Origin of the sequence: Paracraurococcus lichenis (assembly GCF_030657435.1) — a bacterium.
GTDB lineage: Bacteria > Pseudomonadota > Alphaproteobacteria > Acetobacterales > Acetobacteraceae > Paracraurococcus > Paracraurococcus lichenis.
This window is the reverse complement of the sequence record NZ_JAUTWS010000005.1, coordinates 95,129-108,714: the sequence shown is the minus strand read 5'-3', so window position 1 is coordinate 108,714 and position 13,586 is coordinate 95,129. Positions and strand designations below refer to the sequence as shown.

The following is a 13,586-nucleotide window of genomic DNA, read 5'->3' as shown; positions in this document are numbered from 1 at the left end:
CGAAGGCCCGCTAGAATGGCCGCCGGGATCGGCAAGGGGCCTGGCGCCATGCTGCCCGCGCGACCGGAGGCGCTCCGCTTCGGCGGCTACACCCTCGACCTCGCCCGCTGCGCCCTGCTGCGCGGGACGCAACCCATCGCATTGCGGCCCCGGGCTTTCGAGACGCTGCGGTTGCTGGCGGAGAACCCCTATCGCCTGGTGACCAAGGCCGAGTTCTTCGAGACGCTCTGGCCCGGCCTCTGCGTCACCGACGACAGCCTGGTGCAATGCATCGGCGAGGTGCGCCGCGCACTCGGCGAGGACGGGCGCGGGCTGATCCGGACCGTGCCGCGCCGCGGCTATCTCTTCGCGGCGGAGGTCGTGCCGAGGGCCGCCCCGGAGCCGGTGCCGGACGCGCCGCCGCGGATATCGGCCGCGGGCGGTGCCCGGGTGTGGCGGGCCCTCGGGCTCCTGGTGCCGCTGCTGCTCCTGGCCTGGCTGGCCGGCGGTCTCCTGCAGGTGCCGGCGGAGGACCGGGCCATCCCGTCCCCGCCGGCGGCGGCTCCCGGCCGGCGGGTCGCGCTGGTGATCGGCAATGCGGCCTATCCCGGCGAACCGGCGCCGCTGAACGCGCGGCGCGACGCCACCGCCGTCGCGACGGCGCTGCAGCGGGCCGGATTCGCCCAGGTCACGCTGCTGCACGACCCGCCGCGCGACGCGCTGCTCGCCGCGATCGCGGCTTTCGCGCGCCAGGCGGAGGAGGCGGACTGGGCGGTGGCCTACTATGCCGGGCGCGGCATCGAGGCGGCGGGGGCACCCTACCTGGTACCGGTCGATGCCGTGGCGCCGGAGCTTGCGCCGCCCGGGCAGGTCGTGGCCCTCGACGCGCTTCTCCGGGGCGCGGCGCCGGCGCGGCGGCTGCGTCTCGTGATCTTCGATGCCTGCCGCATCGGTCCCGACTCCGAGGCCGGTGTCTCCCCTGTCCCCTCGCTCGGCAGGGGCGCGGGCACGGCGTGGCCGGCGGGCGGCGCGACGCTGGTCGCCTTCTCGACGGACCAGGGGGAGACGGCTGCCGACGGCGATGCCGGAGGGAACGGCCCCTATGCCGAGGCGCTGGTCGCGGCGCTGGACACGCCCGGGCTGGAGATCGCCCTGGCCTTCCGCGTGGTGCGCGACCGGGTCGTGCAGGCGACCGGGCAGCGCCAGCAGCCCTTCCTCTACGGCTCCCTGCCGGCGGAGCCGCTGTATTTCCGCTCGCCTTGAGGCGCCTTCGCTACCGCCCGATCACCCCGAGCTGCCGCAGCGACACGATCCCGCCCCGCGCCACCACCACATGGTCGTGCAGCACCACGCCGAGGGTCGCCAGCACGTCGCGGAGCTGGCGGGTGTAGTCGATATCCTCCGGGCTCGGCATCGGGTCGCCGGAGGGATGGTTGTGCGCGAGGATCAGCGCGGTCGCGTGCAACTGCACCGCCCGGTGCGCCAGCGCCCGGTGGTCGGGATTGACGCCGCGCGGGCCGCCGCGGGCGATCACCTCGTCGGCGATCAGCCGGTTGCGCGTGTCGAGGAAGAGCGCGCGCGCCTGCTCCAGCGGCTCCCGCGCCATGGCGGCCATCAGATAGGCCTCGAGGTCGCGCCACCGGCCCAGCACCGGTCCCTGCTTCAGCGGCGCCGAGACCAGGCGCAGCGCGGCGGCATGCGTCACCTTCAGCACGCCGGCAGCCGAGGGGCCGAGTTCGGCGATGGCGGCCAGTTCCGCCTCCGGCGCGGCCAGCGCCTCAGTGAGGGAGCCGTAGTGGCTGAGCAGCGCGGCCACGGCAGCCGAGGCCTGGGCCCAGGGCATGACCTGGGAGAGCAGGCCGAAGAGCGCGTCGCGGTCGCCGATCTGCTCGATGAAGTCCGGCTGCACGGCCGGGGCCTGCCGGCCCTGGCCCGCCCCGCCCAGGCGCACGGTTCGGGGCTGCGTCGGCCGCATGCGTGGCGGAATGGGTGCCGGCGGCAGCCACCGGCCGCCCGCCTGCAGGTCGGAGAGGGCCGCGGCGCGCTCATCCTCCGTCGGGGGATCGGCCGCCGGCCCCCGGCGCCGGCCGGCCGTCCTCGAAGCGGGCGCTCCCATCAGTTCCCTCGCGACAATCGGCGATGCATGAAGCGCTTTCTTTCCAGAGCTTTCGAGGGCAGCACAAGCAATTGCTGGTCAACAATCCTCCATTAGACTTGGCTTTGTGAACATGCCTGTACTGGATCGGACTGCCAGACTTCGAAACACGAAAGCAAACACTCGTCGGATACGAGACTGATCGAGTAAGGGGATGCTGGGGCAAGGATTGCCAGATGGCCCTGTTTCGTGAGCCAGGATGCTTCGCATTGCTGTTGGAAAGCCAGAACGGGCCCACGGAGACTTGCTGAGGTGAGTTGCGCCCGGCGACCCGGTGCGACTACACTCCGGCACCGGATTGGCCGGGCGGGACAGGTCGGGGCGGCGGCGGATGATGACCTGCGGGGACAGCGAGGTCTGTGACGTCCTCACGGAGACATTGGTCGCGGCGGCGCGGCACCTGCCCGATCCTGGGGAGTTCTTCGTCAAGGCGGGGCCGGCGGTGATGGGCTTCGTCACGCAGATGACGCTGCGCATGCTGCCCATTGCCGACTCGGCCCGCCTGCAGGCGGAGATCGCCCGGGAATACCCGCGCGCCTTCGCCCGCGCCCGCGATATCGTCCTGCCCGCCGCCGGCGGCGCGGACGGGCAGGCGCCGCCGCCCGGGCCCGCCTGACGCGGCGCTCAGGTCTTCGTCTGGTCTGGCGGCGCCGACGCCGGGCCGATCAGGCGGCGCACCGCGTCCAGCATCGGCGCCGTGTCCCAGGCCGCCTCGCCCTCCAGCCGCGCGCGCTCCCGCCCCTCCCGGTCCACCACCACCGTCGTCGGCAGGCCCCGCACGCCGAGCGCCCGGCCTGCCGCGCCCTTCGGGTCGAGCCAGAGGCCGAGGCGCTCGATCTTCCGCTCGCGGTAGAAGGGCTCCACCGCGCTGCGGCCGCCGCGGTCGGAGGAGAGGGCGAGGACCAGGATCCCCTCCTGCTTCAGCACCGCCTGGGCGCGGTCGAGGGAGGGCATCTCCGCCACGCAGGGCACGCACCACGTGGCCCAGAGATTGATCAGCAGCCCCTGGCCCGGGAAATCGGCCACGCGGTGCTCCGCCCCTTCGGCATCGGTGAAGATGAAGTCGGGCAGCGGCTTCGGCGCACCCTCGGTCAGCCTGCCCAGGCTGCCCGCCGCCCGGGCTTGGCGCAGGGAGGGCGCGGCGGCTAGGGTCCCGGCCGCCAGCAGCAGCCCCCGGCGGGGCGTCGAAAGGCCGGAAAGGTCCACCATCGTGTCGCAGAACCTCCAATGGGGCGGTCGCTTCGCCGCCGGTCCCTCGGCCATCATGCAGGCGATCAATGCCTCGATCGGCTTCGACCGCAAGCTGTGGCGCCAGGACATCCGAGGGAGCCTCGCCCATGCCGCCATGCTGGCGCATGTGGGGATCATCGGCGCCGAGGACGAGGCCGCGATCCGCGAGGGGCTCGCCGTCATCGGCAAGCGCATCGAGGCCGGGGAGTTCCCCTGGGACGAGGGCCTCGAGGACATCCACATGAACATCGAGGCGCGGCTGACCCAGGCGATCGGGGAAGCCGGCAAGCGGCTGCATACCGGCCGCAGCCGCAACGACCAGGTGGCGCTCGACGTGCGGCTCTGGGTGCGGGACGCCATCGACGGCCTCTCCGGCCAGGTCGAGGACGTGATGCGCGCCCTCGTCGCCCGTGCCGAGGAGCATGCCGCGACCGTCATGCCCGGCTTCACCCACCTGCAGCCGGCGCAGCCCGTCACCCTCGGCCACCACCTGCTGGCCTATGTCGAGATGCTCTCGCGCGACCTCTCGCGCCTGCGGGACTGCCGCGCCCGAATGAACCAGAGCCCGCTCGGCGCTGCGGCGCTGGCCGGCACCGGTTTCCCCATCGATCGGCACATGACGGCGCAGGCGCTCGGCTTCGACGGGCCGACGCGCAACAGCCTCGACAGCGTCGCCTCCCGCGACTTCGCCGCTGAGTTCCTCTTCGCCTGCGCCATGTGCGCGACGCACCTCTCCCGCTTCGCCGAGGAGGTGGTGATCTGGACCAACCCCTATTTCGGCTTCGTCAAGCTCTCGGACGCCTTCACCACCGGCTCCTCCATCATGCCGCAGAAGCGCAACCCCGACGCAGCGGAATTGGTGCGCGGCAAGACCGGCCGCATCACCGGTGCCCTTGTCGGCCTGCTGACGGTGCTGAAGGGCCTGGCGCTGACCTATTTCAAGGACATGCAGGAGGACAAGGAAGGCATCTTCGACGCCGCCGAGAACCTGACGCTCTGCCTCGCCGCCGTCGCCGGCATGGTGCGGGACATGCAGCCCGATGTGGCGCGGCTGGAGGCGGCGGCGGGCGCCGGCTTCTCCACCGCGACCGACCTGGCGGATTGGCTGGTGCGGGAGCTGCGCATGCCCTTCCGCGACGCGCACCACGTGACGGGCCGGCTGGTGGCGAAGGCCGAGGCGAAGGGCACCAACCTGGCGGGCCTGACGCTCGCCGAGATGCAGGCGGAGGAGCCGCGGATCACCGAAGGCATCTACGGCGTGCTGACCGTGCAGGCCTCGGTCGCCTCCCGCACCTCCTACGGCGGCACGGCGCCGGAGAATGTCCGGCGCATGGCGACCGAGTGGCGGGAGCGCCTGGCGTGACCCGGCTGCTGCTGGTCCTGCTCGCGCTCGGCACCCTCGCCGCCTGCGGCCGCGCCGGCCCGCCGCGCGTGCCCGGGCCGAAGGAGGCGGTGATCTACCCGCGGGGCTATCCGCACTACGAGCCGCAGCCGGCGCCGCAGGCCCAGCCGCCGGCGCGCTGAAACAGTCCCGGGGCGCTGCCCCGGACCCCGCGAAGGGGGCGAAGTCCCCCTTCGAGACCCCCCTTCAAATATCACGCTGCGTGCAGGCGGACTGGCAGGCTCGAGAGGCCGCGCAGCGTGTTGTTGTAGCGGCGCCGCGGCGTACCGGTGATCTCGACGCGCGCGACGCGCCGCGCCAGGGCGGCCAGCACGCATTCGCCCTCCAGCCGCGCCAGCGCCATGCCGACGCAGGCATGGATGCCGCTGCCGAAGCCGACATGCCCTGGCGTGCGGCGGCCGATATCGTACTCGTCCGGCCGCTCCCATCTCCGCGGGTCGCGGTTGGCGGCGCCGAGGAACATAAGCACCTTCGAGCCCTCCGGGACCGCCGCGCCGCCGAGATCGACATCGCGCGTCGCCGTGCGGAAGAAGGTCTGCACCGGGCTCTCGTAGCGGACCGCCTCCTCGAAGGCATTGCGCGCCAGCGTCGGGTCGGCGCGCAGCCGGGCGAACTGCCCGGGATAGCGCGCGAGGCAATAGACCGCCGCGCCGATGCCGCTGACCGTGGTGTCCACGCCAGCGGTCAGGACCGAGCGCACCACCTGCGGCGTCTCCGCCGGCGTCAGTTCACCGACGTCGGCCGCCGCATGGATCCCGGCGCCGAAGCCACCCGCGGAAAGATTCTCCCGCTTCGACTGCTCGAAGACCCAGGGGGTCGCCTCCTTCGCGCCCTCGATCGCCTGCGCCAGGTAATCGTTGGCCGGGCCGAAGCTGTTGAAGACCAGGTTGCCCCAGGGCAGCAGGTGCCGGCGGTTGCCGCGCGGCATGCCCATGGCGTCGGGGAAGACCTCCAGCGGATAGGCCTCGGCCAGGTCCGGGATGGCGTCGAACTCCCGTCTTTCGACCAGTCCCTCCACCAGCGCCTCGGCCGCCGCCGTGAAGGGCTCCCGCAGCGCCGCGATCGCCGCCGGCGAGAGCACCCGCGCCTGCACCTTGCGGGTGCGGTCGTGCAGCGGCGGGTCGGTCTCCAGCACGATTGAGGGCGGCCGCGCCGGCTTCTCCTTCGCGAAGTCCTGGATGCCGACGCCGCGGGCCGAGGAGAAGGCCTGCCAGTCGTCCAGCACCGCCTTCACCTCGGCATGCCGCGCGACGGCCAGCACGCCGTAGCGGGTCAGCCGCACCACCGGCCCGGCCTCGCGCAGCGCCTCCTGCGCGGGATGCGGGTCCTCGAAGAAGGCGGCGCAGAAGGGGTCGATGTCGCTCTCGGGAATGGCCATGCTCAGCCCTCCAGCGTGATGCCCAGCTCGCGGATCAGCGGCACCCAGTAGGTCCGGTCCTTCGCCATCAAGGCGTCGAACTCCGCAGGCGTCGAGCTCAGCGGCTCGACGCCGATCTCGATCATGCGGTTGCGGATGGCGGGCGTGGCCATCACCTGCGCCAGCGCCTCGCCGAGGCGTTGCACGACGGGCTCCGGCGTCGCGGCGGGCACCACCAGCCCCATCCAGACCGGCGCACGGTAGTCGGCGAGCCCCGCCTCCCGCAGCGTCGGCACATCAGGCAGGGTGCGCCAGCGCTCCGTCATCGTCGTCGCCAGGGCGCGCACCTGCCCGCCCTTGATCGCCCCGCCGGCCGAAGCGATGTCGACCATCATGCTCTCCAGCGTGCCGGCCAGCAGGTCGTTCACCCCCGGCGCGCCGCCGCGATAGGGGATGAGGTTGAGCTGGATCGCCGCCTCCTTCTGGAAGCGCTCGACGGCCATGTGGTGCGGCGAGCCGATGCCGGGCGTGCCGCAGGCGATGGCGCCGGGCGCGGCCCTCGCCGCGGCGATGTAGGCGGCGATGCTGCGGTGCCTCGAGGCCGCCGGCACCGCCACGACCAGCGGGAAATCGGCGAAGAGGCCGACGCCGCGGAAATCCTTCACCGGGTCGTAGGGCAGCCGCCGGAACAGCGCGATGTTGTTCATCATCGCGCCGCTGTCGCCGCTGAACAGCGTGTGGCCATCTGGCGCCGCCTTGGCCGCCGCATCGGCGCCGAGCGTCGCGCCGGCGCCCGGCCGGTTCTCGATCACCACGGGCTGGCCGAGGCCCTTGGCCAGTTCCGCCCCGATCAGCCGCGCCAGCATGTCCGAGCCGCCGCCGGCGGGATAGGCGACGATCCAGCGCACCGGCCGCTCCGGCTGCCAGCGGGCTTGCGCGAGGGCAGGGGCGGCGAGCGCGGCGAGTCCGGCCGCGAGCAGCGGCCGCCGCCCGGTCGGGCGTGGGGACATGGACGGGCTCCTCGGGTTCTTCTTCTGGTTCGAATTGCTGCCGGTTTCCGCGGCTCTTGCCAAGCCGGGACGGTCGTCCGACATGGCTAGGCGAGACCGGCATCGAGCCGGCGGGACAGGGGAGGGACGGCATGGCCGGGACGGATGCGCCGATGCGGGCGCGGGGGATGACGCGCCGTGCCGCGCTGGGGGCGGGGGTCGCGCTGCTGGCCGCGCCGGCGGTGGCGCAGGCCCAGTGGCCGGCCGGGCCCATCCGCTTCATCGGCATCTTCCCGCCCGGCGGCGGCACCGACATCCTCTCCCGCATCTGGTGCCAGCGGATGTCGGAGGTGACCGGCGAGCAGTTCGTGGTGGAGAACCGCAGCGGTTCGGCCGGCAATATCGGCACGGAGGCGATTGCCCGCGCGACGCCGGACGGCCGCACCATCGGCCTTGCCTCGGTCGCGCCGCTCGCCATCGGGCCGACGCTCTACCGCAAGCTTCCCTTCGACGTGACGAAGGACTTCACCTGGCTCGGCGGGCTCTGGAAGCTGCCCAACCTGCTGGTGGTGAACAACGACGTGCCGGCGCGGACCGTGCCGGAACTGATCGCGCTGGTGAAGGCCAGTCCCGGCCAGTACAGCTATGCCTCCTCCGGCTCCGGCACCACGGTGCATCTCTCGGGTGCCAAATTCGCCGCCATGGCCGGACTCGACATGATCCATGTCCCCTATCGCGGCGGCGCGCCGGCGCATGTCGACCTGCTGGGTGGGCGGGTGCACATGATCTTCGACAACATCCCGCAGGCGCTCGCCGAGGCGCGGGAGGGCAAGGTCCGCGCCCTGGCGGTGACCGGCGCGCAGCGCAGCCCGCAGGCGCCGGAGATCCCGACCATGGCGGAGTTCCTGCCGGGCTTCGAGATCACCTCCTGGGCGGGCGTGATGGCGCCCGCCGGCCTGCCGCCGCCGATGGTCCAGCGCATCGCCCGGCTCACCCGCCAGGCGCTGGAGGGCCCGGACCTGCGGGCGCGCTTCGAGGAGAACGGCGCGACGGTCTGGCCGGCCGACCCGGAGGAATTCGCCGCCTTCCGCGCGGCGGAGGAGCGCGCCTTCGCGCCGGTGATCCGGGCAGCGGGGGCGCAGGTGGATTGACGCCGGCCGGCAGAAGCCGTGACGTGTGCCGACCGGTATCGCGTGCAGGATCGGTGTGGCGGCTGCGTGCCGAACAATGAGCCATACCGGCCAGCATTCATGCTGGGCGGACTGAGGCGCGCCGATGACCGAAGGGGTCCCACGAAGCGACGCTTCGTGGGGTGTCACGGATGGCCCGGAGGTCTGAAGCGGCTCGCCCAACATACAAGGTGGGCCGATGACCGGAGCGTTGCGAGGCGCGGAGGTCTGCAGCGGCCAGCCCGGCGGGCGCCTTACAATTCCTGCGGCTTCGCCTCGACTTCCGGCAGGCCGCGCGCCTCCCACAGTTCCTTGCCGTCGCGGTACCAGCGCACATCGGCATGGCCGAGCGAAAGGAGGCGCAGGACGAGGTTGTGCGCCGAGATGCTGTCGGCGTTCCACGCCACGACCACCACCGGCCTGGCCAGGTCGCCCCCGGTCAGCACCTGCATGCGGCTGCGGAGGCGCTGCTGCACCTCGTCCTCCAGGCTGCCGCCGAGGAAGGGGCCCCAGGGCAGCAACACCGCGCCGGGCAGCGCCACTCCGTTCGGGTTGAGGTCGAGCAGCACCACCGGCTCCTCCGCCATGGCGCGTTGCAGGTCCGCCGTGCCGATGGTCCGCGCCCCCGGCACCTGCCGCGGCATGCGGCGCAGCCGGTCCGCCAGCAGCGCCCCATCCGAGACCTCCGGGCCCGGCGCATCCTCCTCGACATGGTCGCGCAGGCCGGCGAGGCGCAGCCCCTCCGCCACGTAGTGCTGCTGCGCGACGAAGGGGGAGGTGGAGGCCGGCCGGGATTCGTATCGCCGCGCCGTCAGCCAGGGATCCATGGCCAGCACCGTCGCCAGTTCCCGCCCCGCCTCGGCCGTGCGGCCGAGATGGCCGAACGCGCTGGCGAGGGCGGTGCGCGCCACGAGCGAGGATCGCTCCTCCCGCGCCGGATTCTCCTCCACGGCGCGGCGCAGCCAGACCGCGGCATCCGCCGGCTGGCGCATGCGCAGCAGTGCCAGGCCCATGATGGCGTAACGCTGGTGGATGGTGTTGCTGCGGGGGTTGCGGCGTATCGACTCCCGCAACAGCGGCACCGCCGCCTCCGGCTGGCCGAGGAACATCCGGCACAGCGCGATCTGGCCATAGGCGATGGAGGCGTTCGGGTCGAGCTCGATGACCCGCTGGTAGGCGGCGATCGCCTCCTCCCAGCGTCCCTCGGCGCGCAGCACATAAGCGCGCAGGCTGAGCACGTCGAGCGCGCGCGGCTCACGCTGCTCGGCGGCCGTCAGAAGCTCCCGCGCGCGGCGGAAGGCAGCCGGCCGGCCATCCGACAGGGCAACCCATTCGTAGATCAGCAGATTGCCGAGCCCGACCATGGCCGCGACCGAGTTCGGGGCGATCGAGAGCGCACGCTCGTAGAGGGCGAGCGCGGCCGTCACCCGCTCCTTGTTCTGGGCGCGCGCCATCAGGGAGCGGGCGCGCAGCATGAGGTCGAAGGCGTCCGGGTCGCTCGGCCGCTCGCGCAGGCTGCGCTCGCCCTCGGCCGTCACCAGCTCGGTGTGCAGGGCGAGCGCGATGCGGCGCACGATGTCGTCCTGGCCGCGCGCCAGGTCGCCCATCTCCTGGTCGAAGCGCTCCGACCACAGCTCCCGGCCCGTCTCGGTCGAGACCAGGCGGGCGTTGACGCGGACGATGCCGTCGAGCCGCCGGATGCTGCCCTGGACGACGTAGCGCACGCCGAGCTGGTTGCCGACGGCGCGGACATCGAGCTCCTGCCGCGGATAGGTGAAGGCGGAGCCGCGTGCGACGACGAAGGCGCCGCGCAGGCGCGACAGGTCGGTGGTAAGATCCTCCGTCACCGCATCGGCCAGGTAGTCCTGCGCCGCGTCGCCGCTGAGATTGGCGAAGGGCAGGACGACGAGGGAGAGCCGCGGCGCCTTGTGGATGCTGAAGTCGGGCAGGGCCGCCGCGCCCTGCACCAGGTCCTGCCGCCGCAGGTCGAGCGGCGCGAGGTAGAGCAGCAGGGCCGCGAGCGCCGCAGCGGCGAGGGCGCCGAGGCGGCGCGGCCGCGGCACGCGGCGGAGCAGTGCCCGCCAGCGCGGCGCCGGCCCGGCGGCGGGATGGACGAGGAAGGCCTCGACCGGGCGGGCGATGTTCCTCAGCGCCTGGGCGCCCAGCGGCTCGAGCCGGAATTCCGCACGGTCCCGCACCCGGTCGCGGACCGCGCGGGAGACGCAGACCCGGCCGGGTGGGCAGATCGCCTGCAGCCGCGCCGCGACATTCACGCCCTGCCCCTGGACATCGGCGCCATCCGCCATGACGTCGTCGAGATCGACGCCGATGCGGTAGCGGATGGCACGGTCCGGCGACGGCGCGGGGCGCGTTGCCAGCGCCTGCTGCAGGGCGACGGCGCAGCGCACGGCGGCGGTGACGCTGCCGAAGACGGCCAGGATGCTGTCCCCGGCGGTGCCGACGATCCTGCCCTGGCCCGCGGCGACGAGGGGCGGGAGGATCTCGTCCCGCACGGCGCGGAGGGCGGCGAGGGTGCCGGCCTCGTCGCTTTCCATGAGCCGGGAGTAGCCGACCATGTCGGCATGCAGGATGGCGACGAGCCGGCGCTCCGGCACGAGGGCGGGCAGGGTGATCCGGTTGGCCTGCGACAGGGTCATCGCGGTCTCTCCGGCGAGGCGGCGGCCGGGCCGCCGCGGGGACCGGAGCATCGTATACGATTTTGTACGCTCGTCGCAGCAGGGTCGCGGGCCACGGCGCGCGGTGTGCCCGGCAGCACGGCGCGGGCGGGCGACGGGCCGCCGGCAGGTCCCTGCCACGGCGTCATATGGTCCCGCCGGGCCTGCCATGGCAGCATCCCGCGATCGCCCGGGGACACGGGCGCTCGGGAGGAAACGACGATGCCGGATACCGCCCCGCCGGGGAGCTTGCCGCGCCGCGCCCTGCTGGCGGTGGCGCTCGCCGCCCCTGCCGTCGCGCGTGCCCAGGGCGCCGACTGGCCGAACCGGCCGGTCCGCTACATCAACCCCTACCCGCCGGGCGGGCCGACCGACACCCTCTCCCGCCTCTGGTGCGCGCGGATGTCGGAGATCACCGGCCAGCAATTCGTCGTCGAGAACCGTAGCGGCTCCGGCGGCAATGTCGGGGCGGATGCGATCGCCAAGTCGGCGCCCGATGGCTACACGGTCGGCCTCGGCGGCATCGCCTCGCATGCCATCGCGCCGACGCTCTATGCCTCGCTGCCCTTCGACCCGCACAAGGACTTCACCCTGGTCGGCGGGCTCTGGCAATTGCCGAACCTGCTGGCGGTGAACCTGGCCCTGCCCGCGCGCGACGTGCCGGAGCTGATCGCGCTGCTGCGGGCCCATCCCGGGAAGTACAGCTACGGCTCCGCCGGGTCCGGCACGACGCTGCACCTCGCGGGCGAGATGTTCGGCCAGATGGCGGGCGTCGAGATGGTGCACGTGCCCTATCGGGGCAGCGCGCCGGCGCAGCTCGACCTCGTCGCCGGGCGCATCCACATGATGTTCGACAACATCCCCGGCACGCTCGCCCTCTCGCGCCAGGGCCAGGTGCGGCCGCTCGCCGTCACCTCCTTGAAGCGGAGCCCGGTAGCGCCTGACATCCCGGCGATCAGCGAATTCCTTTCCGGCTTCGACGTGGTCTCGTGGACCTGCCTCTCGGCGCCCGCCGGCCTGCCGCCCGTGATGGTCGCACGCATGAGCGCGCTGTCGCGGCGCGCGCTGGAGAGCGAGGCGCTCATCAAATCCTATCGCGACCTGGGCGCCGAGACCTGGTGGACGACGCCCGAGGACATCGCCAGCTTCCGCGCGGCGCAGGAGGCGCGGCTGGCGCCGCTGATCCGGGCTTCCGGGGCGCGGGTGGACTGACCCTGCCTCGGCTGCTTTCATCCCGGCGGCGCCCTCGCGCCGGGAGAGGAACATGCCAGTCACGACCCGCGCCGGCGACGGCGTGGACAGCCGCTATGCCTGGATGCGGCTGGCCGCCGCGGTCTCGCTCAGCACCCTCGGCGGCGTCGGGCTGTGGTCCATCGTGGTGGCGTTGCCGGCGGTGCAGGCGGAGTTCGGCACGGCGCGCGCCGATGCCTCGCTGCCCTATACGCTGACGACGCTGGGCTTCGCGGTCGGCGGCGTGCTGATGGGGCGGCTCGCCGACCGCTTCGGCGTCATCGCGCCGGTGCTGCTCGGCACCGTCTGCCTCGCGCTCGGCTATGTCCTCTCCTCCCGGGCCGGCAGCATGACGCAGTTCGCCGTCATCCATGGCGCGCTGATCGGGCTGCTCGGAAGCTGCGCGACCTTCGGGCCGGTGGTCGCCGACACCTCGCTCTGGTTCCGTCGGCGCCGCGGTTTCGCCGTCTCGCTGGCCGCGAGCGGCAACTACTTCGCGGGCGCGGTCTGGCCGCCGCTGGTGCAGGCCGGCATCGCCGAATATGGCTGGCGACAGACCCATGTGGTGATCGGGATCGCCTGCCTCTGCCTGATGCTGCCGCTGGCGCTGGTGCTGCGCCGGCCGGCGCCGCGGCAGGAAGCACCGGTCGCCATGGCGGGCGGCGCGGTGGCGGGGGCGCCGCTCGGCCTCGCGCCCAATGCCCTGCAGACGCTGCTGGCCATCGCCGGCATCGCCTGCTGCATCGCCATGGCCATGCCGCAGGTCCATATCGTCGCCTATTGCGTCGACCTCGGCTATGGCCCGGCGCGGGGGGCGGAGATGCTCTCCGTTATGCTCGCCTTCGGGGTCATCAGCCGGCTCTCCTTCGGCGCCATCCTCGACCGCATCGGCAGCGTGGCGACGCTGCTGCTCTCCGCTTCCCTGCAGGCGGTGGCGCTGGCGCTGTTCCTGCCCTTCGACGGGCTGGTCTCGCTCTACGCCGTTTCGGCCGTGTTCGGTCTGTTCCAGGGTGGCATCGTCTCCACCTATGCGGTGATCGTGCGGGAGAACGTGCCGGCGAGGGAGGTGGGCGTGCGGGTCGGCATCGCGCTCTCCGCCACGCTCATCGGCATGGCGATCGGCGGCTGGATGTCCGGCCTCGCCTTCGACCTGACGGGGTCCTACCGCGCGGCGGTGGTCAATGGCATCGCCTGGAACGCCGTGACCATCGCCATCGCCGCCTGGCTAGTGCTGCGGCGGCGAGCGAGGGAGCGTGTCGCCTATGCCTGATCGAGCGGCGGGACGCCCGGTCCGGCGTCCTGCCCCGTCATCGGGTCAGCCGGTGCCGCGGTGAGTCCCGGAGAGCGGAACGGGATAGGGGCCGCAGGCGCCCGCCGCCACATCGCCTTCGCCAGCCCTG

Annotated in this window: 12 protein-coding genes; 7 read left to right on the top strand and 5 right to left on the bottom strand. The window is 73.0% G+C overall.

Translation table 11 applies throughout. The annotated features are described in order from the left end of the window. Positions 1 to 48 precede the first annotated feature (48 nt). A complete protein-coding gene (locus Q7A36_RS06905) occupies positions 49 to 1,242 on the top strand; it encodes a caspase family protein (RefSeq protein WP_305102930.1) in 1,194 nt (397 codons plus the stop codon). 10 nt (positions 1,243 to 1,252) lie between these two features. Here Q7A36_RS06905 and Q7A36_RS06900 read toward each other — a convergent pair whose 3' ends face one another. Then, positions 1,253 to 1,888, bottom strand: coding sequence for a JAB domain-containing protein (locus tag Q7A36_RS06900; protein WP_305102929.1), 636 nt, complete (start codon positions 1,886 to 1,888; stop codon positions 1,253 to 1,255). Positions 1,889 to 2,465: 577 nt separating this feature from the next. Here Q7A36_RS06900 and Q7A36_RS06895 point away from each other — a divergent pair. Next, the gene (locus tag Q7A36_RS06895; protein WP_305102928.1) at positions 2,466 to 2,750 is read left to right on the top strand and encodes a hypothetical protein; all 285 of its coding nucleotides are present in this window, start codon (positions 2,466 to 2,468) and stop codon (positions 2,748 to 2,750) included. A gap of 8 nt (positions 2,751 to 2,758) precedes the next feature. Here the strand turns inward: Q7A36_RS06895 and Q7A36_RS06890 are convergent, their stop codons facing one another. Beyond that, positions 2,759 to 3,343, bottom strand: coding sequence for a TlpA family protein disulfide reductase (locus Q7A36_RS06890; protein ID WP_305102927.1), 585 nt, complete (start codon positions 3,341 to 3,343; stop codon positions 2,759 to 2,761). A 55-nt stretch (positions 3,344 to 3,398) separates the two neighbouring features. Here Q7A36_RS06890 and argH point away from each other — a divergent pair, with 55 nt between their 5' ends. Beyond that, entirely contained in the window at positions 3,399 to 4,727 is a 1,329-nt protein-coding gene (argH, locus tag Q7A36_RS06885; RefSeq protein WP_370655641.1) for an argininosuccinate lyase, read from the top strand. Further along, complete coding sequence (locus Q7A36_RS06880; protein WP_305103079.1) at positions 4,724 to 4,888, top strand: hypothetical protein; 165 nt, start codon at positions 4,724 to 4,726, stop codon at positions 4,886 to 4,888. The genes argH and Q7A36_RS06880 overlap by 4 nt, the downstream gene beginning before the upstream one ends. Before the next feature lie 71 nt (positions 4,889 to 4,959). Here Q7A36_RS06880 and Q7A36_RS06875 read toward each other — a convergent pair whose 3' ends face one another. Both Q7A36_RS06875 and Q7A36_RS06870 read right to left on the bottom strand, forming a co-directional pair. Beyond that, entirely contained in the window at positions 4,960 to 6,144 is a 1,185-nt protein-coding gene (locus tag Q7A36_RS06875) for a cytochrome P450 (protein ID WP_305102925.1), read from the bottom strand. Positions 6,145 to 6,146: 2 nt separating this feature from the next. Then, complete coding sequence (locus tag Q7A36_RS06870; RefSeq protein WP_305102924.1) at positions 6,147 to 7,133, bottom strand: Bug family tripartite tricarboxylate transporter substrate binding protein; 987 nt, start codon at positions 7,131 to 7,133, stop codon at positions 6,147 to 6,149. Positions 7,134 to 7,264: 131 nt separating this feature from the next. Between Q7A36_RS06870 and Q7A36_RS06865 the strand changes: the two genes are divergently transcribed. Beyond that, a complete protein-coding gene (locus Q7A36_RS06865; protein WP_305102923.1) occupies positions 7,265 to 8,263 on the top strand; it encodes a Bug family tripartite tricarboxylate transporter substrate binding protein in 999 nt (332 codons plus the stop codon). Between the two features lie 272 nt (positions 8,264 to 8,535). Here Q7A36_RS06865 and Q7A36_RS06860 read toward each other — a convergent pair whose 3' ends face one another. Continuing rightward, complete coding sequence (locus Q7A36_RS06860; RefSeq protein WP_305102922.1) at positions 8,536 to 10,938, bottom strand: tetratricopeptide repeat protein; 2,403 nt, start codon at positions 10,936 to 10,938, stop codon at positions 8,536 to 8,538. A 240-nt stretch (positions 10,939 to 11,178) separates the two neighbouring features. On the opposite strand from Q7A36_RS06860, the gene Q7A36_RS06855 reads away from it, so the two are divergent. Beyond that, a complete protein-coding gene (locus Q7A36_RS06855; protein ID WP_305102921.1) occupies positions 11,179 to 12,168 on the top strand; it encodes a Bug family tripartite tricarboxylate transporter substrate binding protein in 990 nt (329 codons plus the stop codon). Positions 12,169 to 12,220: 52 nt separating this feature from the next. Continuing rightward, positions 12,221 to 13,456 carry an MFS transporter gene (locus Q7A36_RS06850; protein ID WP_305102920.1) on the top strand — a complete coding sequence of 412 codons (1,236 nt, stop codon included), beginning with the start codon at positions 12,221 to 12,223 and terminating at the stop codon, positions 13,454 to 13,456. Positions 13,457 to 13,586 lie beyond the last annotated feature (130 nt).

Excerpts from the sequence above, each read along its gene's own strand:
- Q7A36_RS06905 (WP_305102930.1), top strand. The coding sequence starts at position 49 with ATGCTGCCCGCGCGACCGGAGGCGCTCCGCTTCGGCGGCTACACCCTC.
- Q7A36_RS06895 (WP_305102928.1), top strand. The coding sequence starts at position 2,466 with ATGATGACCTGCGGGGACAGCGAGGTCTGTGACGTCCTCACGGAGACA.
- Q7A36_RS06890 (WP_305102927.1), bottom strand. The coding sequence starts at position 3,343 with ATGGTGGACCTTTCCGGCCTTTCGACGCCCCGCCGGGGGCTGCTGCTG.
- argH (WP_370655641.1), top strand. The coding sequence starts at position 3,399 with ATGCAGGCGATCAATGCCTCGATCGGCTTCGACCGCAAGCTGTGGCGC.
- Q7A36_RS06875 (WP_305102925.1), bottom strand. The coding sequence starts at position 6,144 with ATGGCCATTCCCGAGAGCGACATCGACCCCTTCTGCGCCGCCTTCTTC.
- Q7A36_RS06870 (WP_305102924.1), bottom strand. The coding sequence starts at position 7,133 with ATGTCCCCACGCCCGACCGGGCGGCGGCCGCTGCTCGCGGCCGGACTC.
- Q7A36_RS06865 (WP_305102923.1), top strand. The coding sequence starts at position 7,265 with ATGGCCGGGACGGATGCGCCGATGCGGGCGCGGGGGATGACGCGCCGT.
- Q7A36_RS06860 (WP_305102922.1), bottom strand. The coding sequence starts at position 10,938 with ATGACCCTGTCGCAGGCCAACCGGATCACCCTGCCCGCCCTCGTGCCG.
- Q7A36_RS06855 (WP_305102921.1), top strand. The coding sequence starts at position 11,179 with ATGCCGGATACCGCCCCGCCGGGGAGCTTGCCGCGCCGCGCCCTGCTG.
- Q7A36_RS06850 (WP_305102920.1), top strand. The coding sequence starts at position 12,221 with ATGCCAGTCACGACCCGCGCCGGCGACGGCGTGGACAGCCGCTATGCC.